At 42.9% G+C, this 20400-nt stretch carries 14 protein-coding genes, 1 tRNA gene and 2 pseudogenes; 5 read left to right on the plus strand and 12 right to left on the minus strand.

What is annotated here, in order from left to right; translation table 11 throughout:
* Positions 1-140 precede the first annotated feature (140 nt).
* From HWQ43_RS16160 to HWQ43_RS16175, 4 genes are all read left to right on the plus strand, one after another.
* Entirely contained in the window at positions 141-1493 is a 1353-nt protein-coding gene (locus HWQ43_RS16160) for an N-acetylmuramoyl-L-alanine amidase (protein WP_292735604.1), read from the plus strand.
* A 241-nt stretch (positions 1494-1734) separates the two neighbouring features.
* Positions 1735-2616 (plus strand): TauD/TfdA family dioxygenase, encoded by an 882-nt coding sequence (locus HWQ43_RS16165; RefSeq protein ID WP_292735606.1) that lies wholly within the window; start codon positions 1735-1737, stop codon positions 2614-2616.
* Positions 2617-2900: 284 nt separating this feature from the next.
* On the plus strand, positions 2901-3908 hold the full coding sequence (locus tag HWQ43_RS16170) for an aliphatic sulfonate ABC transporter substrate-binding protein (protein WP_292735608.1): 1008 nt from the start codon (positions 2901-2903) through the stop codon (positions 3906-3908).
* Between the two features lie 136 nt (positions 3909-4044).
* Positions 4045-5316 (plus strand): MFS transporter, encoded by a 1272-nt coding sequence (locus HWQ43_RS16175; protein ID WP_292735610.1) that lies wholly within the window; start codon positions 4045-4047, stop codon positions 5314-5316.
* Here the strand turns inward: HWQ43_RS16175 and HWQ43_RS16180 are convergent.
* The 5 genes from HWQ43_RS16180 to HWQ43_RS16200 form a co-directional block, all read right to left on the minus strand.
* Entirely contained in the window at positions 5313-6413 is a 1101-nt protein-coding gene (locus HWQ43_RS16180) for an LLM class flavin-dependent oxidoreductase (protein WP_292735612.1), read from the minus strand. The two genes, HWQ43_RS16175 and HWQ43_RS16180, sit on opposite strands and share 4 nt — an antisense overlap.
* Positions 6414-6530: 117 nt before the next feature.
* Positions 6531-7310 carry a class II aldolase/adducin family protein gene (locus tag HWQ43_RS16185; protein ID WP_292735614.1) on the minus strand — a complete coding sequence of 260 codons (780 nt, stop codon included), beginning with the start codon at positions 7308-7310 and terminating at the stop codon, positions 6531-6533.
* A 496-nt stretch (positions 7311-7806) separates the two neighbouring features.
* Positions 7807-9651 carry a tetratricopeptide repeat protein gene (locus tag HWQ43_RS16190; RefSeq protein ID WP_292735616.1) on the minus strand — a complete coding sequence of 615 codons (1845 nt, stop codon included), beginning with the start codon at positions 9649-9651 and terminating at the stop codon, positions 7807-7809.
* A 124-nt stretch (positions 9652-9775) separates the two neighbouring features.
* Positions 9776-10546 carry a WecB/TagA/CpsF family glycosyltransferase gene (locus HWQ43_RS16195; protein ID WP_292735618.1) on the minus strand — a complete coding sequence of 257 codons (771 nt, stop codon included), beginning with the start codon at positions 10544-10546 and terminating at the stop codon, positions 9776-9778.
* A gap of 213 nt (positions 10547-10759) precedes the next feature.
* Positions 10760-11827 carry a glycosyltransferase family 4 protein gene (locus HWQ43_RS16200; RefSeq protein WP_292735620.1) on the minus strand — a complete coding sequence of 356 codons (1068 nt, stop codon included), beginning with the start codon at positions 11825-11827 and terminating at the stop codon, positions 10760-10762.
* 341 nt (positions 11828-12168) lie between these two features.
* Between HWQ43_RS16200 and HWQ43_RS16205 the strand changes: the two genes are divergently transcribed.
* Positions 12169-13671, plus strand: a complete 1503-nt coding sequence (locus tag HWQ43_RS16205; protein ID WP_292735622.1) for an acyl--CoA ligase — start codon at positions 12169-12171, stop codon at positions 13669-13671.
* A 24-nt stretch (positions 13672-13695) separates the two neighbouring features.
* Here HWQ43_RS16205 and HWQ43_RS16210 read toward each other — a convergent pair whose 3' ends face one another.
* The 7 genes and pseudogenes from HWQ43_RS16210 to HWQ43_RS16240 all read right to left on the minus strand — a co-directional run.
* Positions 13696-14334 carry a ThiF family adenylyltransferase gene (locus tag HWQ43_RS16210; RefSeq protein ID WP_292735625.1) on the minus strand — a complete coding sequence of 213 codons (639 nt, stop codon included), beginning with the start codon at positions 14332-14334 and terminating at the stop codon, positions 13696-13698.
* A gap of 33 nt (positions 14335-14367) precedes the next feature.
* Positions 14368-15198, minus strand: a complete 831-nt coding sequence (locus tag HWQ43_RS16215) for a hypothetical protein (protein WP_292735628.1) — start codon at positions 15196-15198, stop codon at positions 14368-14370.
* A 469-nt stretch (positions 15199-15667) separates the two neighbouring features.
* A complete protein-coding gene (locus HWQ43_RS16220) occupies positions 15668-17116 on the minus strand; it encodes a PIN domain-containing protein (protein WP_292735631.1) in 1449 nt (482 codons plus the stop codon).
* A gap of 144 nt (positions 17117-17260) precedes the next feature.
* Positions 17261-18699, minus strand: a pseudogene (locus HWQ43_RS16225) (VWA domain-containing protein).
* 378 nt (positions 18700-19077) lie between these two features.
* Positions 19078-19146, minus strand: a tRNA-Phe gene (locus HWQ43_RS16230).
* A 32-nt stretch (positions 19147-19178) separates the two neighbouring features.
* Positions 19179-19922: a hypothetical protein gene (locus HWQ43_RS16235; RefSeq protein ID WP_292735633.1), complete on the minus strand. Its 744-nt coding sequence runs from the start codon at positions 19920-19922 to the stop codon at positions 19179-19181.
* 270 nt (positions 19923-20192) lie between these two features.
* Positions 20193-20372 (minus strand): annotated as a pseudogene (locus HWQ43_RS16240) (hypothetical protein); the annotation flags it as partial.
* Positions 20373-20400 lie beyond the last annotated feature (28 nt).

Below are 20400 nucleotides of genomic sequence, written 5' to 3' on the forward strand. Positions count from 1 at the left end.
TGGTCATTGGTCATGAACTTTGGAGAAATACCAAAGGACAAATGACTTTAGACTTCTGATAGCTATTATATTCTTGTTGCCAAACCAAGAATGATGTATACAATTGCTTAGACTTAATTTTATCAGAGGAAATACTGAAAATGGGGCGTATTTTTATATCAGCAGCTCATGGAGGCAAAGAAGCGGGAGGAATAGATCAAGGTGCGATCGCAGGTGGTACAAGTGAAGCAAAAGAAATGATTCTGCTGCGGGATTTGATTGTTACGGAACTAAGGGCGCGGAGTTTGGAAATTTTAGCGGTTCCTGATGACTTGAGCGCTGCTCAAACTATCTCCTGGATCAATTCTCGCGGTCGCCGGGGTGATGTCGCCCTAGAAATTGCAGCTAATGCGGCTAACAGCCCTTCTGTACGTGGGGCTAGCGTTTTCTACATTGCTAATAATAGCGATCGCAAGAGCAATGCTGAACAGCTACTAGTGGGATTGTTGCGCCGCGTACCCCAATTACCAAATCGCGGAGTCAAACCAGATACAGATAGTGGATTGGGTAGTTTAGCATTCTGTCGCCAAACAACGCTGCCAGCTTTGGTAATGCAAGTGGGGTTTCTCAGCAATCCAGAAGATCGGGCTTTGCTGCAAACTCGTCGCCGCGATTTTGCTTTGGGAATTGTTGATGGATTGGTAACTTGGAGTCGTGTAATTGACCCCACTCCTGGAACTCCGGTAGAAGCAAATTATCCACCTATTAATATTAATATTAATGGACAAAGTTACACAGAACAAGGAGTTTTAGTTAATGGTAATGCTTACATCCCCATTGATTTAGTAGACCTTCTACGAATTGACCTTTCAAAAGCAGCTAATGTCAATAAAATTACCTATCACAAAATAGTTTATGTCAAAGCGATCGAACTACGAGATTTTAATATTGCAGTCACTTGGGATGCTGCAACGCGTACTGTTAGCTTACGCTCGAATTTGGTGGTTTGCCCTGGTCAATTTTCGCGGGTAATGTCAAACGGTAATACTTCCGAAGTACAGTTACAATTATTCCTCAGAAACAATAATGAAAATGCCTTAACAAAGTTTCCTGACATCCCCAAACTTTATCGGGAAGAAGCAGGTATAGAAGGAGTGAACTATGATATTGCCTTTTGCCAAATGTGTGTAGAAACTGGATTTTTACGGTTTGGTGGCGATATTAGACCTGAGCAAAATAACTTTGCAGGCTTAGGTGCGATCGGTGGCGGTTCGGAGGCTGCGTCTTTTGCAAGTGCCAGAATTGGAGTCAGGGCGCACATCCAACATTTGAAAGCTTACGCCAGCTTAGAACCTTTGGTACAAGAAGTAGTAGATCCCAGGTTTCGCTTTGTCACACGTGGGATTGCGCCATTAATCGATCAGCTATCAGGGCGGTGGTCAGCAGATTTGGATTATGGTACGAAGATTTCAGCAATGCTCAAACGATTATATGAATCAGCAGGACTTCTTTGAGTAAGGAAAGGAAAATTACTCAGGTTCTGCAATGTGCGATCGCCTACGGTAAGCAGAACGCGATCGCGTAATTTAACCGAATCATCCTACTATACATTTATTTTACTGAGTATTTCTGCTTTGATTCCAGCAGTCTAAAAATATAGTCATTACATACTACTGTAAATCTATCGACTTAGTGTATTATGTTGAAAACTACCATCGCTTCCTTACCAACTACAAAGTACAAGGAGAAATTTTTATGACATTTACTGCAACACGAATTGAGATTACGCCTACTGGAGCAGCTTTAGGAGCAGTTGTTACTGGTGTTGACGCCAGTATTGCAGCAGAACCAGAAGTAATCTTGCAACTCAAGCAGGCGTGGCGCGATCATCACATCCTCATCTTCAAAAATCAACAATTGACTGACGACCAATTATTAGCGTTTGCGAATTACTTTGGCGACATTCTCCAACAGCCTGCCTATATCCGCAAAGGAGAAACCGAGCCGTACCTGCCGCCTCTTGTTCTTACCCTTGCAAATGCTGCCTCCCAAGAAAGTTCCGTCAATATTGCACCCAACTATCGTAAACTTTTACCCCATATCGATCATGACTGGTTGCCTACACCATCTAGCGGTTCATTTTTATATGGGGTAGAACTGCCTGAAAATGGCCCTGATACCTATTGGGTGAATTTGATTCAGGCTTACGAGGAACTAGATGATGCTACTAAAAAGCAGATTGCTGGTTTGCAGTTGCGCCATTTTAATTTCTATGGCAAGTATCGGGATGAGTATCCTGAGCCTAGCTATGCAGCCGGTCGTTCCGTTGAACCCGGTGAACGAGTTGCAACCCATCCTTTGGTTCGCACTCACCCAGATACTGGCAAGAAAGTTCTCTTCCTAAATGCCGCTAGCGAGGTAGATATTGTTGATTACGACCCAGTGGAAGGGGCAAAGCTAATTGAGCGGTTGCGGGAACACATTAAGCAACCCCACTTTGTTTATCAACACCACTGGAGCAAGGGCGACCTGCTTTATTGGGACAACCAGGCTACGGCTCACTATCGCCCCGAATTTAATTCCAACGCAACCCGTGTTTTGAAGCGGGTTAGCATTCGAGGCAGCCGTCCTTTCTAAAGTTCAGCTAGCTAAAAGTTGTGAATTCTTTCAGATACAAAAATTTAATCCCCCTTTCCTTCTCCACTTTAGAGAGCAGAGGGGGAGTAAAGTTTTGACACCACTAGATGCGATTGGATCTAGCCTTCTTAGCAGGGATAGAAGCTCTAATCGATTCGGTCAGCTTGCAGAGATTTTGCTCCCACGGTATCAGCGTCAAGATGAGATAGAAAGCTATGGTCAGACTGCAAATTGGAAAGCACTCAATATCCAGGCGTGATTTACTTTACACTTTTTATGGATTAATGTCTTTTACTGCCTTAGTCAGTTGTGGAACAAACAACGGCAGCACAGGCAATAACAACAACACAACCTTGAGTGCTAATGCCACTAGTAACAATAAAGGGAGTACCAAGTTGGTTCGACTTGGCTACCAAGTTTCCGGGGATTTAACACACGAAAAAGGCGCGATCGAAAAACGCTTGGCTCCTCAAGGAATAGGTGTTACTTGGTCGCAATTTGTGTCTGGGCCTCCGCTATTGGAAGCCTTGAATGTGGGTAGCATTGACCTTGGGCCTGCTGGCGAAACGCCACCTATTTTTGCTCAGGCAGCTGGTACCAATCTGATTTATGTAGTTAATATGCCGCCAGGTACTGGAGAAGGTTCCGCAATTGTTGTGCTAAAGGATTCTCCAATCCAAACATTGGCAGGTCTTAAAGGTAAAAAAGTTGCTTATTCTAGAGGGACGGCTCAGACCTTTTTTGTGGTGAAAGCGTTTGAAGAGGTAGGGCTAAAAATCAGTGATATTGAATCAGTGAATCTACCCATTGCAGATGGAAGAGCAGCATTTTTGAACAAGACGGTTGATGCCTTTGTAGAAGGCGATCCTAGTCTGATAAAGCTGCAACGGGAAGGCACTATCCGAGTCTTACGAGACGCGCAAGGAATTAAGACGCCAGGAAGTTATTACCTAGCCTCACGAGATTTTGCAATTAATAATGCTGAACTCTTGAAAGCAATTTTGTCAGAGTACTACCAAGTTGGGCAGTGGGCAAACAAAAACAGGCGGGCTGCTGCCGAAATCCTCGCACCGAAGGTCAAAACTGATGTCGATACTATGGAGTTGACGCTGACGAGAAGAAAATATGACATGAGATCAATTACTGAGGAAGTAATTAGCGCTCAACAAAAGGTTGCGGATCTTCTGTATGAACTGAAAGTTGTGCCAAAACAAGTTGATGTTAAAGGAGCAACCTTAACTGCCCAGCAGTATGCAGCGATTACACCAGATGCCGTTAGGAACAAGGCTTAACCTTTGAATCAGCAAGCTTGCTACAAAACCAGACGCGATGCCTGCGGCGGTAAACTACGCAATTATCCTATATATTACTAGATAAGCTAAGTATTAGTTGATCTAATACTTAGTAAAACACAATAAAACTTTCCTGATGAAAATTTGGAATAGACAACTAGGCGATCGCGTAAGTAATATCATTTACCAGCATTTACCCGCCTTTCGCTGGCGTAACTTTCGGCTGTTTTTTGGGGGACAGTTACTATCAATGTCTGGGACATTTATGACCCAGCAGTTAACTATTCCTTGGCTGGTATACGAATTAACTCAATCGGCTTGGTTGTTGGGAATTGCAGGGTTTGTGCAATTTTTGCCGACGTTATTAGTGATTCCCTTTTCGGGCGTATTGTCCGATCGCTGGAGTCGTCGTGACTTGTTAATGCTGGTGCAGATATTGGGAATTAGCGTTTCCCTGACTTTAACGATTCTTACCTTTACAAATTGGATTACGTTTCCCATCCTATTGGTACTGAGCGTTCTCAATGGTTTCCTCAAGGGATTAGATATGCCTGTGCGTCATACAATCGTCACCGAAACCGTAGACGATCGCGCCGATTGGAGTAATGCGATCGCTTTGAATTCAGTGATGTTAAGTTCCTCGCTGGTATTGGGGCCGGCTATGGGTGGGATTTTGATTGCGACGCTAGGGGTAAAATATTGTTTTCTCTACGATACCCTCAGCTATATCCCTGCCATCTTTACCCTGCTTGCAATGCGGCTGAAAGTCCGACCCATGCAGACCCTGACGAGCCTTAGTGATACTTTGCATAAATTGCGGGAGGGATTTGAATATGTCTCCAAGTTCCAGCCGATTAGAGCAATTTTATTAATACTGGCGCTACAAGGTTTAGTCGGGATGTCTCATATCGCGCTCATGCCCGTCTTTGCCGCGAAGATTTTAAATGGGGATGCAACTACGATGGCTCAACTCAGCACCTCAGCGCCCATTGGCTCGTTGTTTGCTTGTTTGTATCTGAGTGTTAGGCGAGGAATTGCGGGCTTAGAGCGTTTGATTGTAGTCGCTCAAGTCTTGATTGGGATAAGTCTGATCTCCTTCTCACTATCGCGTCAAGTTGGATTATCCATAATCATACTGGTGTTTACAGGCTGCTTTTCCATCCTCCTGATTACCAGTAGTAATATGATTATCCAAACCCTAGTTGCCGAAGATAAGCGCGGACGGGTGATGAGTTTTTATGCTCTATCAATGGTGGGTATGATGCCCTTTGGGAATCTGTTGGCTGGAACTTTGGCACATAATTTTGGTGCGACTAATGCCTTGATTGTCTGTGGCAGTCTGAGTACCTTAGGTGCGCTATGGTTCTCTACACAACTGCCAGCAGTGAGCCGTTGGATCGATCGCTAAACCCCGACTCCAACTGTTTGCCGTTCTCGTCGCGCAACTTCCGCACGTACTAAAGGAATGACATCACGCCCATAAGCGATCGCATCCTCTAAAGGATCAAAACCCCGGATCAACAAGGTAGTCACACCTGCATCGTAATAATCAACCAAAGCCTCTGCTACTTGTTCTGGTGTACCCACTAGAGCAGTAGTGTTACCTGCCGCACCAGTAGCTGCGGCGATCGGTGTCCATAGACGCTTGTCATAAATCTCATTTTTGGCGGCAAAATCCAGCAGACGTTGCGATCCTACAGCTTGGGGTCTAGCTGGGGCAGCTAATTTTGCGCCTCCTCGCAACTCTTGAATTCGCGCTAAAATGTTATGTGCTTTCTCCCAAGCCTCTTGTTCTGTAGCACCAAGAATCGGTCGCAGAGAGACGCTGAAGCGAATGGAACGACCGGGTGGTAAAGCAGCACGTACCTCTGCAATTCGTTCTTTAACTGCGGTAATTGGCTCACCCCACAAAGCATAGACATCACTGTGTTTGGCTCCTACCTGTACGGCTGTCCCAGATGCACCACCAAAGTAAAGCGGGATGTGGGGCTTTTGCAGCGGCTTGATCGCAGAGAAAGCAGCTTTGATGCGGTAAAATTCACCTTCGTAATCAAAGGGAGTGTCGCTTGTCCAGACGCGACGAACAATTTCTAAATATTCATCGGTGCGACGGTAACGGCTGTCATGATCTAGCCAGTCGCCATCTCTTTGTTGATCGGTATCACTGCCACCAGTAATGATATGTATTGCGATCCGACCGTTGGTAAAATGGTCAAGGGTAGCTGCCTTGCGAGCTGCCAGAGTCGGTGCGACAAAACCCGGACGATGAGCAATTAAAAAGCCCAATCGCTCGGTTGCAGAAGCAGCGAAACTAGCAACAGTCAAACCATCAGGGCTACTAGAACTATAGCCAATCAATACTTTGTCAAAGCCTCCTTCTTCATGGGCTTTGGCAAATTCACGAACATAAGCTGTATCAATGATGTCATCGCCCAGACCACCTGATGCACTATTTAATTCCGAAGTTGGTTTTGTCCGAATCAATCCAATAAATTCAATTGGCATAATTAATTCTCCTGAAAATGTTGGGGAGTGGGAGTAGAGAGCAGGGGAGGCAAGGGAAGAAGAACTATGATTATTGACCAATGCCCCATGCCCAATGCCCAATGCCCCATTCCCTAATCAATCAAACAAGTCTGGTTGATCGTGGGTAATTTCATCCCATAAATATTGGAATCCACCCCAGCCTGCTTGGTGAGTACCACCGCGTTGTTGGATCTTTAAGGCGATGTCGTGGTCAATCAAGATGGGTTTTCCTACGGCTTCTGCTAGCAATTGCGCCTTAGCCGTATCCTCTAACCTGATGTACCACCAAGCTGCTTCGTCCACACTGTGTCCCACAGTCAATATTCCGTGGTTGCGTAAAATCGCAGCTTTGCGATCGCCTAGTGCGTGAGCAATGCGTTTTCCTTCGCTTGTCTCTAAGACAATGCCTGTGAAATCATCAAATAGAGCATGATCTTGGTAAAAAGCACAGGAATCTTGGGTAATCGGATCGAGCAATCGACCTAAAGATGACCAAGTTTTGCCATAGAAGGAATGGGCATGAGCCGCTGCAATGACATCAGGGCGGGCTTCGTGGATTTGAGAGTGAATGGCAAATGCTGCTTGACTAACTTTGCCTTCACCTTGGACTACCTGACCTTCACTATTCACTAGTATCAGGTCTGATACCCGAATGCGACTGAAATGTATCCCAAAAGGATTTACCCAAAAATGATCGGTAAGTTCGGGATCGCGGGCAGTGATATGTCCTGCCAATCCTTGAGCAAAACCCAAACGCGCAAATACCCGAAAGGCTGCTGCCAAGCGTTCTTGACGATGGCGACGCTCTGATTCAATGGAAACGAAGGTTGGTGGCTGAAAGGGATTACTGGGGCGGACGAGAGAAGTTTGCACCATAATTTTCAACTCCTACGTATGGATTGGGTAGACCTACAGTGCTGCCTCACTGCTGCTAAAAGCCTCAAGGTTTATCGATAGACATCGCTTCACCATTAAACTAGCGAGACAACAAAGGATTTATGGTTATGGCTGAGTGGGCGATGTCTACGACGGGCTGCGCCTACGCAGTTTTTATCGTTGCAAATACGTATTTTTCAATCATGTCCAGTGGACAATGCTACAAATAACTTTTGGCTAATAACCGTAAATACGTTACTAATTCACTGATATCAGCTTTTCAACTACCTATTGACAACAAATTTATTAACTAGAGTAGTGATACTATCAAAAAAAATACTGTAAGTCAATCGGATTACAGTATTTTAAGCTACAACTAAATTACCACAGTTAATTTAAATAAGCAAGCTAAATATGGAGTTCTGCTAGAAAATATACTTGAGGAGACTGTTGCGATTTGTTAAGCTGTGGAGCGATCGCCTGGTTTTTTCGGTTCTTACATATCTCCCTTATATTCTTCTAACAATTGCGGAATGTGATCGTACCCATCTACACCGATAACAGCAATAATTTTCGGGCGATGTTGCTGTAAGAACTTTTGGAAAGCTTCTGCCCCGATTTGTCCCTGCAAAATTGTCAGTAACCCTGCTGCTTGACGCCACTCATTAGAAGCAATTTGCTCTAAAAGATACATTCCCAAGCAGCCTGTATAAACAGTTTTTTCGGAATTTTGCAGATGATAATAGGCTTCTGCTAAATAAGCTAAGTTCCGCCCTTGGAGATACAAATCACCGGAAACTTGCGCTGTTTTAAAGCCATCTTCAAGATATTTAATTGCCGTTTGGTGTTCTCCAATTACTAGATAGGCAATTCCTAAGCTGCTGACACATAAGGCTTTACTTTGAAGATCGCCTAATTTTTCTGATAATTTTAAACCTTGTTCCAAATAATTAATTGCAGCTTCATAGGTTTCGGGTTCTAAGTTTTCCAATTCCTGAGCTTGCATGACTTCGCTGTAACCTAAATTTACTAGCGCATTTGCTTCTCCTGTCCTATCGCCTGCTTGCCGACTTAGTATCAATGCTCGTTGACTATAGTTAATTGCCTCAGCATAATTTTGCTGTTGCACGTAGGTACGGCTGAGGTGGTTGAGATTGGCAATTTCACAGGTGCGATCGCCTGCATTTCTGGCTATCTCTAGCGCCTGTTGATGAAAATCAATTGAGCGCTGGTATTGTCCTAAAGCACGCTGAGAATAGCCTAAAAGAGTCAAAATCCGCGCCTTTTCTTGGGTTCCCTCGCCTCGTCGCAGCGGTTCATCTAAATAATCTAGGGCATCTCGTAAATAAGTGCCAGTAAAAGAGGCAAAAATCCCGCCATAAAAGGGAAAATACGGACGCTGGGCAAAGGTTCGCAAAATCTGAAGCATGATTTGAGAACAGGCATCGCTGTATACTGTCCCAATGCTCCTAAAACCACTTGCTAACTGACTCCAAATCACTGCAAAGGTCAAAAAAGTGGAAATGGACAACTTTGGCCCCGCTTTCACATCGTAAGCTTGTTGGTCAAACCAGTTAATTAATCCCCGTTGCAAGAACTGTAAAATCAATGCCATTTCCACCCAATCTCTGAGTGTGATACCCCGTTGTCGCTCGGCAAACTCAATTGCGGATTCTTCCCTAGCTAAGGTGCGAAGTAGTGTTTTGGGTAACTCACTATTGAGTTGTTTAGCCCAACTTGCCCAAGGGCCACTTTCTCCCGGTACGCCGCCAAATCCCAAAGATTCTTTTTGCTCGTACATCCAACTGAGCAAGTTGTCTTGCAATCGCTGCCAAGAAGCTAAACCACGGGTAATCCCTTCGGAAAATTGTTGTAAATCAGAATCTGCCTGAGCAAATTGCTGCAATGCCTTTGATAACTGCTGTAACTGTTGTAAATTTAGCGGATACTTCTGATTCGGGTCAGTAACCCGGATAAATGTCGCTAGACGCTCGGCAGCAGGGGCTGTGGTGATTTCTGTAGCTGCGGAGGCGATCGCTTCTGTGGCTTTATTTTGCTCTTGCCAGCGTTGCCATTGACTTTGAATCGTCTTAATGGCTCTCAAACTGCGAGTCGCCTTGGCTTTCTTGAGTTCGTCTTTTTCGCTATCTACTTGGCTTTGGAGGGAATTCAGGCGATCGCTCAAAGCTAACTCAAATACTTCCCCTGTACCGGAAGTAATTCCTTTAAGAAGCATTTGATACACTTGTTCTACAGAGCTAATTTTGCCCTTGAGGGTGGTTTCGACAATTTCATCGATTAAGGCAAGATAGCGATCGCTTAATGGCAGAGAGTCTGGCACTTTGGCTACTAGGAGAATGTCACATCAATTCTAATTCTAGTCTTGACAGCAGAGGTAGGGGAAACAATTGGCCACTTTTTGACAGTCATGGTCATAACAAATGCGAAATTTAGAAAAAATTTATTTAGCGATTTGTTATCATTCCTTGAGTGATTCGCTGTTTAACTACACGATAAAAAAATAATGGAATGCCTACAATATAACGGTCTGCTAGACGAGTAGGTTCAGTAATTAAGCGTGTTAACCACTCCAGACCATTATCAGTCAGCCAACGCGGCCCGCGATATATAGAGTCAGTATAAAAATCTAGACAAGCACCTAAAGGTAAAAATACAGTAGTTTCAATTTTATTGAAGTTATCTAAAATCCAGCGTTCCTGCAATGGCATACCAAAACCAATATATAAAATATCTGGTTGAAATTTATTAATTTTTTTTATTACCAAATCATTCTCTTTTCCTGATTTATCAAAATAACCATGATGTCCCTGTACGCGTAAATTAGGCGCAATTGATCCTAACTTAGTAATTGCCTTATCTACTACGCCAGGTTTTCCAGCTAACAAAAATAAAGAAAGGTTTTCTTTCTCACACTTTAATGCTAAATCTTCGATGTAATCTGGTGCCGTCATTCGATGTGCAGATTGCATTGAATAACCGTTGAATCTAGCTCCTACCACTACACCAAATCCGTCACAAAATACTAAATCCGCCTTATTCAAAAAATCTCGATACCAAGACTTTTCATAAGCGAAATTCATTGCTCTGATGTTCACATGCCCTACAACTGTCTTTCTTTGGCTTTTTGCTGCTTCTACTAAATAATCAACTAATTCTTGTACTTTAACTTTATGGAATCTTGTATCAAACAATTTCACTTCCGGAAAAGTTTTCATTTCTGCACCTCCCTCACTTATTAGACAGTATACCAACTTTAGAATAATCTGAACAAGAAAAGAATAATACCTTTACCGTTTCCTTGATTTTTCCTAATATTAAATCAATACTTTTTAAACTCATATTATCCTTATACAGAATGAATTGTGTCGTTTTGAAGCTTGGTATTTAATACATAGTGTAAGCTACTTAAACCTATTTTAAGATGGCTCTCAATTGATAACTGCTGTATAAATGCATCTTAAAGATGTAAGATAATTGTTTATGTCCAAGTGTTGAACTCTGACTCGTGCATTATTTCCCAAAGATATTCTCAGATTTTCGTCTGCAATTAAGGATTGCATTGCCTCTGACAATTGTTGAATATTCCCCGGATTAACTAATAAACCATTTTGGTTTTGAGTAACTATTTCGGGTATTCCTCCCACTGCGGTAGTGATAACTGCTAAACCCCAACTCATTGCCTCTAGTAGTGCCATAGGTAGACCTTCGTTGTAGGAAGGTAACACAAAGACATCAGCTTTAGTTAAAAGGTCGTCGCGTTTTTCTTGATCTACCCAATCAAGAATAGTGATGTAGTCAATAAGATTTAGAGTTGGGAGCAAACTACGAGCTTGTTCTACATCTCCATCCCCCGCTATAACTAACTTGGCTTGACTTTGTTGAGCAACAGGCATAGAAGCAAATGCTTTAATTAAATCAAAAGCACCTTTGCGCTCACCAATGCGCCCTAAAAATAAGAAAAATATCTGTTTGGAATTTATTCGCTGTGGAATTTGTGCAGGAATTTTGACTGGGTTAGGGAGAACAATAACTTGCTCTGGCTTCAAACCAAGATTCTCAATGTAAAAATTTTTCCAGCTATCTGATAAAACAATAAAACGGGTACATTTACAAAACGACCAACTTAGCCACTGCTGAAGAAATTGAGGTAGTTTAAAGTAAAACGAATGAAAATCAGCACTATGAGTATGAATAATTACTGGTTTTTGAAATAGCCAACCAATCAGAGTAGTGATTGAATGACGGAAAGCGCTACCTCTATCTGAAACATGGATGTGTATTAGGTCAGCTCTTTGGTTTAATAAATTCCAAAACAACTCACCTATTGCCTGCAAAAACACTAACACTTTATGGATAGTAGAACCATTCGGTAAAGTCGTAATGTGTTTAATTTGAATATCAGAGGTAGTTTCTTCAAGAATGAGCTTTTCCACAGAAACTATTCCACCTTGGCGCTCCAAGCTTTCGCCCAACATAGTAATTTTTATGGGACTCATAATTGCTATTAATATGTTTTGGGAATTTAGTACAAGGCTATTTTATATAAACTATTGAACTAATTTCTTCTAGTTTATATCCAAATGCCTACTCCAAGAGCATTTTAACAATTAATTCTAATAACTCTATTTATTTGAGCGCAGATCCACAAATTTATTCAATGTACACTTTTATGATTTTACAGGATGATCTCCATAACAAAATTCTGCCATAGGGATTGTTATGAGAATATTTAAAACATTGTTGTTAATAACAGCATTCTAGCATTCTCTCATAACTCAAAGCTAAGTAACAATTTTTTGTTTAAGCTAAATCATGTATTTACAGGTAAGAAAAACTAATGAATTTATTTGAGCTTTTAGTAGGGGAAGACAATCATCCAGCCTTAGTTACACCTGAAGGGCGATCGCTAACGTATAAGCAATTACGCGAGAATGTTATTGGACTGGTATCTCAACTCAACAGCTTTGGATTGAAACGGGGAGAACGCATTGCCATTGCCATGACTAATGGTTCACCAATGGCGATTACCTTTTTGGCTGCTGCCTTATGTGGCACTGCTGCACCCTTAAATCCCAAATACAAACAAGAAGAATTTGCCTTTTACTACCAAGATACCCAAGCAAAAGCACTGATTACGTTATCTGAGGAACCAGAAGCAGCCATTGCTAGTGTCACACCCGATATGATGCTGATTAATGCCAAGATAAATACTGATGGTACATTAAGCTTTGAATTAGTCAAAACAGGCTCAGAACCAGCAGAATCCGCGAATCCCACAGCTCCCAACGCTGATGATATAGCGATGATTCTCCACACTAGCGGCACTACCAGTCGTCCCAAGCGGGTGCCGATTCGTCATCGCAACTTAATCGCTTCATCTGGCAACCTGATTAATGCTTACTCACTCACAGCAGCTGATACTACACTTTGCCTAATGCCCCTATTCCATGTTCACGGATTAGTAGGCTGTTTGCTGGCAACTCTGGCTTCGGGTGGTACATTAGTTTGTCCCAATGGTTTTAATGCCTTGGAGTTTTGGAAACTGGTAGATACCTACAAACCCACCTGGTACTCCGCAGCGCCAACCATGCACCAGACAATTTTGGCACGCGCTAGCCGCAACCCAGAAATTGTCAAAGCTAACCGCTTTCGTTTTATTCGCTCTAGTAGTGCTTCTTTGCCGCCAATTATCATTGAACAGTTAGAGGCAACTCTGAATGCTCCTGTGGTGGAATCTTACAGCATGACTGAAGCATCTCACTTAATGACCACCAATCCCATACCGCCAAAAGTCAGGAAACCAGGTACTGTAGGTTATGGCTTCGGTGTGGAAGTGGGCATTATGGACTCTGAAGGCAACCTATTATCTCAGGGAAGCTTGGGCGAGGTGGTGATAAAAGCACCCAATGTTATAGATGGCTACGAAAACAATCCAGAAGCTAACGCCACTGCTTTTGTGAACGGTTGGTTCCGCACGGGAGATCAGGGTGCAGTGGATGCAGAGGGCTACCTCCGCTTGACTGGACGAATTAAAGAATTGATTAACCGGGGTGGGGAAAAAATTTCTCCTTTAGAAGTGGATGATGTCTTGCTGCGCCATCCTGCCGTCGCCGAAGCCTTAGCCTTTGCCGTTCCCCACAAATCTTTAGGAGAAGATATCCACGCGGCTGTGGTTCTGAAAGCAGAAGCTGGCGAAAAAGAACTTTTAGCACACTGTGGAACTATGCTGGCAGACTTCAAAGTTCCCAAGCAAATTCACATTTTAGAACAACTACCTCGTGGTGCTACCGGGAAACTGCAACGGTTGGCGATGGCGAAATTGCTGAATATAGGAGAGTAGGGAGTGGGGAGATAACGACACAATCTACAAAAACAGAGATTGAACAGTCAGATCCTTCTGGGTGATGCTGAAGTTACGCTGTTCTGCTGTGGCAATAAATGAAATGATCGCTTCACACGCCACAGCAACGGTTAACATCACCAGGTTTCGTGCCAGCGGATAATCACAGACATCATCATTAACCTCCGAAGGAACGCGATAAACGTCATTCCAAATCACTTCTGCATAATCAGCCGATAGTCCAGCATGAAGGCAGGGTACGCTTAATTGTTCAGCATAATCTTTCACTGCTTGACGTGCCACGCTATTGTCAAAAACATCGACAATTAGCTGGCTGTCTTTGAGTAGTTGAGTTGTATTTGCTGGTGTCAACTCCTTTGTTTTAGCATCAACTTTAGTATTAATTGCTCGATATAAATTGTTCGCCAAAATCTTCGCTTTGAAGGCTCCAACATCAGAACGGTAATAAGGCTGAGTTGAAAGGTTACGCTCCTCAATGCGATCGCGATCTATCACTGTAAGTTTATCAAAACCAGACCGAGCTAAGTTTTCCGCAATGTTAGCTCCTAATGCTCCAGCGCCACAAATAGTTACACGATAGTTCTTCAACTTTGTCATCACAGCATTGCTGCGGTAAAGCTGTTCGTGAAAAAAGATACTCATAATAATTCGAATTAATTAGTCCGATTGTTCTCACTAGTCTTGTTGTTCCATGACACCCACTAAGGATTGCAAGTCAAAATCGCGATCGCGTCCACTTAGGCAAATGCCAGAACTGACAACAGTCAAATCAGTTTTAGCGATCGCACTACTATGGCGAACACCATCAGATGTTGTCCAATCGACTGTCCAGTAGTCGTTGCGATCGTGGAATTGATTTAATTCACCACCGCCTATTTGCAAAGCCTTTCTCAATCTCTTTTCATCCTGTTGAGATTGAGTAAATCCCTCAATGCACCGAGTTGCTAATTCATACACTGTGCGGATTTCTGGAGTCATCCCCTTAAACTGTAATTCCTCAGCAGGAATGAGTTGCTTGACGGCAGATTGCAGAGTTTCAGAAATTGCCGGATCGGTACGGCGATCTACTTCCTCGAACCAGGATGAATGCCCATTCCAACGGGCAATGATTTGCTCAAAGGCGATATCCTCAGTTACTAGATGCACTGCGATCGGTTTAACTACCTTCAACCGTTGACGCATATCTACTTCATTCACAGGGTATGCTAACCAAGTTTGTTTTTGCAGTTGGTGTGCTAACCGCAGCCGTATTTGGGGAAAGTGTTGCAGATATTCCACAATTTGGGGTAAGTCTGCTTCTTCTACAACCGCGGCTGTTTTTTCATCCACAGCCTGAAAGATGCCCCAACCTTCAAATTTACTTGGCTTTGGACTGAAGGTGTAGATCATCCCGGCTACCCGTGTGCGAACTCGTCCACCTTTGACGCAGGGCGCAAGGAATTGGGTGGTATATAACTGCGCTTCTGCGATCGCAATTTGGTTGATTAGCTTAAATATGTTAGTCATAACTAATATCAATTTTAAAAAATAAGGCTGCCAATGCAACCCTAAAAACCGTTATGAAATCTCACTTTCTTAATTACGAATTAATATAATTCTGCGTGCAAGTTGGTGGAGCATTGCGTGTTCTCAGTTACTAGAGGGACTCCGCTGGTGAGTTGTTACACACTCTTTAAAAGATGGCTACTTTTAAGCCTACCTCCCAGGTTCTTCGCACTCCCCGTTCACACACGCCCACTGTATTTGACAGTGTTACTTTTCCTCTCGTACTAGTATGTAGGCTCCAAGAGTTGGGGCACGCAGGATATTAATATAATACAATATACTACATAAAATTAGAAGAGATGAAATGAGAGATTTTGGAGTAGAGCGATCGCTCGAATTGTGGCAATACAATCTACGCTACAAAAACTACAAATATCAATCCGTATTGTCTATTACTGTGCCCACTCTCGCTCCTTGCATAAAAGATTGCTCAATCTTCCGGTTCTAGTGATTGCCTATCCTGATCCAAAACTGTTTCTTCAAAATCTTGGTGTAATTCTGATGAATCTGTAGATAGCTGAGTGTTTGCACTAGTTGCGCTGGAAAATTGAGTTTGTGTGACGGAGGAAATATTCTGAAAAGCATCAGTATTGATGCTGGCTAGGCGAGCTAAACTGCTTGTATCTATAGAACGTGCTAGTAGTTGCTTAAAAGTATCGGTATTGATGCTAGCTAGGCGAGCTAAACTACTTGTATCTATAGAACGTGCTAGTAGTTGAAAAGTATCAGTATTGATGCTAGCTAGGCGAGCTAAACTACTTGTATCTATAGAACGTGCTAGTAGTTGAAAAGTATCAGTATTGATGCTAGCTAGGCGAGCTAAACTACTTGTATCTATAGAACGTGCTAGTAGTTGAAAAGTATCAGTATTGATGCTAGCTAGGCGAGCTAAACTACTTGTATCTATAGAACGTGCTAGTTGCTGAAAAGCATCAGCATTAATACTAGCTATGTGTTGAACATCTTCATTTAACCCTTGAGAAACTTCATCTTCAAGTCCTACATCTCTTGCCTCTTCAATAACTTCTGGTTCACTAGAAAGTTTGAGAAAATTCCCAGCTTCATCTAAAAATTTTTCTCCTGTGTACAAATAAAATGAGACACCTGCTTTGGCGAACATCTCCTGAATCAACTCAGGTCTGGGACCCAGAATTTTTCCTCGGCGCTCTAGCCACCAATCATTCTTCTGATCATCTGTGACAAAGATTAAAGGCTTCTTCTGAGATTTTGCATACTCAATTAATTGAAACCAAATAACTACATCGCCGTAACACTCTGGATGCTCCTTCTTATTGTTACCTTGAGCATCCATATAGCCTGGAGGTTGGCTAATTTTGAAACGCTTTTCCGCTTCTTTGTAAACTTTGCCTAAATCCTCCTCTGAGTAAGGCTGTCCTACCCTACCATCAAATAAATTGGTGATTTCTTCTCTAAAATCATCTATATCTAGTAGATTAGGATAATTTAAGTTTGAGTCAGCTAAGACTTTTTTAACTCCTTTATAGGTTTTCTCAATTGTCTCTAAGATTTGTTTAGTATCAACGAAACTACTAAAAGAATGACGCTTACTATACTGCGCCACTATCTTTTTAAATTTGTCAAGGTTGTCATCCAATAACTTCTGTAGCTCACCATACGGTTTCAACTGCTGTTCGATTACGTTCAAACGTTCCTTTTGATATTCATATGCAACCTGATAAGGTATCCAAATCCGATCTTTCAGATCGCTGAGGATTGTAAATAATCTTTCTCGTGTTTTGGGAGTATAGCGATAAACATTTAGAAGAATATTAGTATCGAAACAGAAAATACAGTCTCTCCAAAGAGCCTCAAATTCCTTATTAGTAGGTCTATAGTAACCACGGAATAAATCACGCATACGCTTTGCTCACTTTCACATCTCTGTAAAAATCCAGCGTAACAAATTAAATACCTAGATGCTTGAGAAATGACTGTACAACTAGTTTCAGGCTATAAGATTAGCACTGCTCATCATTTGATTGAACAGTGCTTTATTTGAGTCTCACTTATCCGATCGCACAGGTAACGGTATGTCCAGAATCTCCATCAGCAAATCCAGACGAGAGGGGCGCGTTAGGAGTGGGACGATGTTCGGCAAACTGTAGTAGTCACCCGCGAAAGTGAACGTATCTACAGGTGCTTGCTGCTGCTTCAGTTGAGTCTCCACCCAGTTGTAATGAGTACCCACACGGACAATCACCACATTGGGCATTATCGCCAACTCCCGGCAGTAGTTCTTGTAGACTTCACCGAAGTAAGGAGCCGCATTTTCGCCCTCATCCGTCACTATGATAATCTGGTCAACTACCTGCTTCTTCTTCCGCATTGCTTCCAATGCACAGCCGATGCTAGTACCACCACCTGCATTGATGTGCTGGAAGGCACGCTCCCAGTCGGTCAACTCCTTGCCTTTTGCCGTAACAGCGTAAGGAATGGTGTCAAAGGCGTAGACAAACAGTTCTGCCTTAGTGATACCAGAGATTAGGGCAGCGAGTTGCTTACCGATCGCGATCGCATTTTCCATTGAACCAGACTTGTCCACCAATAAAGCAGTTGGACGAGCGATCGCACCACGCCGTTTCACCTGCTCATTTGTCACCTTTTCCAGTTGGGCAATGGTGTCTGCGTCAAAATCTCCTGCGTCTGTGGCAATCTGTGCTTTGAATGCTGAGACACGCGTACTCTTAGACGCTGCTTCCAGCTTGGAATCAATCAGCTTCTTCACTTGTGGGTGATCCATTGCACCTCTAGTCTGGAGAGACTTGAGGTTGTTGATCGCTTCTTGTGGAGTCATGCTGTTGATTAACGCCACCAATACAACTGGTGTAAGTTGCTTGATTGCACCAATTGCGATCGTGTAGGGAATTTTGAACTCCACAATCAACCGTGCCTGTTCTGCGGCACTTTCAGCCTTAGCAAGCTGCTTCAGCACATTTGCTAAGGAACCCTCTGGAGGAGTATCGCAAAACAGAATCGCATTTGCCCGTTCATTTGGTTTGATGTGCAGGGAAGCATATAAGTGCTTCATAGCCTTACGACCTCGCAAAGCGGCGCGATCGAATCGAATAGAGCCGGATTGCTCTCCCGTGTCTTCAAGTAACGTCGTACCGCAGTCCGAGCCGAACGAGGTAGTTTATTCTGCTGCTGCTTCATAAAGTCCACCACACGAGCCACCTGATAGGGAGGAAACTCTTGCAGCATCATAAATCCAGCATCCCGGTGTTCAGTTAAATTGCTGGTTAACAAATGAGCAACAAACACTTCCTTGTGGTCGCGGACATCACCATAACGCTGATACCAAACTGCCAGGTGTCCGTAGAAGATGGGATCGAGTTCAATAATTAACTGATGAATTTCTGCGACTTGCTCAAGCTTGCGGTGAGGAGTTGTGAGCAAACTGTTGAGCATTTCCAAACGCAGGTCACGTTCTGCGGTTTTCATAAGAACCTCCTTTAATTGTAATGAATGAGGAGGCAGATGTTGCACGCGGGGCGATAAAGTCACCGCGCAAGTTGTGGAAGCATTGTGTATAACGTGTGCAGAGTTATGTAAGCTTCCGCGATCGGGGCGTGGCAACAACTGCCGATAAATTTGAATTTCTATGTAGCAGTCCTGATTAGTATGTGAAATTCTCTGTCTTTTTCTTTAACTTCGCGTCCTTCTCTAACGAGACGCTGCGCGAATGCGTCCTTGGCGGTTCGTTTAAAAAAAGTAGTTTTTGCAACTCAACAAAGACGCGAAAAAAAGAGCGACAGAGAAGTTGCCATCAATCATTAATAAAATAAAATCACCTCGTGCAAGTCGAAAAAGCTGTTGATTCACACACGGGATTTGAACCCGTAGTTGCTTGATCTTCAGTCAAGTGCCTTACCATTCGGCTAGTATGTAAGCTTTTTCAGTTAGGGCACGAAGTGAAAATTTTAGATTTTAGAAAGTTGATTTAAAATAAATCGAATTTCTTTCTTATTACACTGCTGTTTCTTAACAGCGTAAATCATTCGACCTCTATATGCCACAGAACGATGAATTATACCTTTGACAGCATCCGTCACATAATGAGTGGATGGTGATGGCAAATCTTCAAAGGTAATTAAATACCAAATTTCGTTTAGCTTCTGGTATTGATGATAATTTTCAATGATGACAATATCAGTTTGTTCCTGCTTTTGCTTCTGCTTTCGAGGTATTTTCTCAGATGCACAAAGAATTCCAGTTTCAGGATGGATATAGAAGCGATCGCGATGGCTTGTATCTAGCTGAATTCGATATCCTCGATAAGGCTTGCTATAAAAACCACCATCAATTATTTCTACATACCGTTCAACATAGTCCCACACATGATCAATAACATGCCGTCCTGCCATTGTACTGGGATCTAGTCGTTGACACAGTTGACTGTAAATGTCATTCCAAGGCTGTCCGACTTGCGATGCCTGCGGCGGGCTACGCCTACGCAAAAACCGACGCAGAGGGCCGAGATGATCTGAAAGATACTTGGATTTATTTATTGGTTTAATCAGGTAGGGATTCAACAATCCATCCTGAATTGCATCCTGGGTGATTTTGTATAATTGCTTCTTAAAGCCAGTCACCTTTTTGAGGCTAATTCTTCTCCCACCGCGAGGACGCTCAATCACAATCTCGCTCAAACGATGTTCGCTCATATCTCACGTTGTTCAAATGCAGTTGTACTAATTGAGTTGTCATTAAACATGAGTTAGCTAACATCATTGAACTCACCTCCGTATTGAGTAAAGGTTATAGATAAATCCGATTTAAATAATTGAAATTCCGCACAAGTTAGCAAAGCAGTTTTCACAATTGCCTATACCAATTTGGCTACGCTCCCATCAAAGGGAGCGACAGGAATCGAACCTGCGATCCGTTACCAGATAGTGTGTGTAGACTTCACAAGTTAGGGCGCGGAATAAAATTTAACCATAGACCGCTTCAGGGCGGACGATCAAATCGCCACTAGGACGGCGATCGATTACGTAAGCAGAAAGGCGATCGCTATTCACATCTAAATGCCGAGCAACGCGCTCCTTCACCGCCACATCATTCATCCCTGCTGCAATTCCCAATTGGGTTTTTGGGACATCAACAGAACGTCCTCAAATCCCAAAACGAGTTTGGAAAACT

It is taken from the genome of Nostoc sp. JL31, from assembly GCF_017114965.1.
Lineage (GTDB): Bacteria > Cyanobacteriota > Cyanobacteriia > Cyanobacteriales > Nostocaceae > Nostoc > Nostoc punctiforme_A.

Excerpts from the sequence above, each read along its gene's own strand:
- HWQ43_RS16160 (WP_292735604.1), top strand. The coding sequence starts at position 141 with ATGGGGCGTATTTTTATATCAGCAGCTCATGGAGGCAAAGAAGCGGGA.
- HWQ43_RS16165 (WP_292735606.1), top strand. The coding sequence starts at position 1,735 with ATGACATTTACTGCAACACGAATTGAGATTACGCCTACTGGAGCAGCT.
- HWQ43_RS16170 (WP_292735608.1), top strand. The coding sequence starts at position 2,901 with ATGTCTTTTACTGCCTTAGTCAGTTGTGGAACAAACAACGGCAGCACA.
- HWQ43_RS16175 (WP_292735610.1), top strand. The coding sequence starts at position 4,045 with ATGAAAATTTGGAATAGACAACTAGGCGATCGCGTAAGTAATATCATT.
- HWQ43_RS16180 (WP_292735612.1), bottom strand. The coding sequence starts at position 6,413 with ATGCCAATTGAATTTATTGGATTGATTCGGACAAAACCAACTTCGGAA.
- HWQ43_RS16185 (WP_292735614.1), bottom strand. The coding sequence starts at position 7,310 with ATGGTGCAAACTTCTCTCGTCCGCCCCAGTAATCCCTTTCAGCCACCA.
- HWQ43_RS16195 (WP_292735618.1), bottom strand. The coding sequence starts at position 10,546 with ATGAAAACTTTTCCGGAAGTGAAATTGTTTGATACAAGATTCCATAAA.
- HWQ43_RS16200 (WP_292735620.1), bottom strand. The coding sequence starts at position 11,827 with ATGAGTCCCATAAAAATTACTATGTTGGGCGAAAGCTTGGAGCGCCAA.
- HWQ43_RS16205 (WP_292735622.1), top strand. The coding sequence starts at position 12,169 with ATGAATTTATTTGAGCTTTTAGTAGGGGAAGACAATCATCCAGCCTTA.
- HWQ43_RS16210 (WP_292735625.1), bottom strand. The coding sequence starts at position 14,334 with ATGAGTATCTTTTTTCACGAACAGCTTTACCGCAGCAATGCTGTGATG.
- HWQ43_RS16215 (WP_292735628.1), bottom strand. The coding sequence starts at position 15,198 with ATGACTAACATATTTAAGCTAATCAACCAAATTGCGATCGCAGAAGCG.
- HWQ43_RS16220 (WP_292735631.1), bottom strand. The coding sequence starts at position 17,116 with ATGCGTGATTTATTCCGTGGTTACTATAGACCTACTAATAAGGAATTT.
- HWQ43_RS16235 (WP_292735633.1), bottom strand. The coding sequence starts at position 19,922 with ATGAGCGAACATCGTTTGAGCGAGATTGTGATTGAGCGTCCTCGCGGT.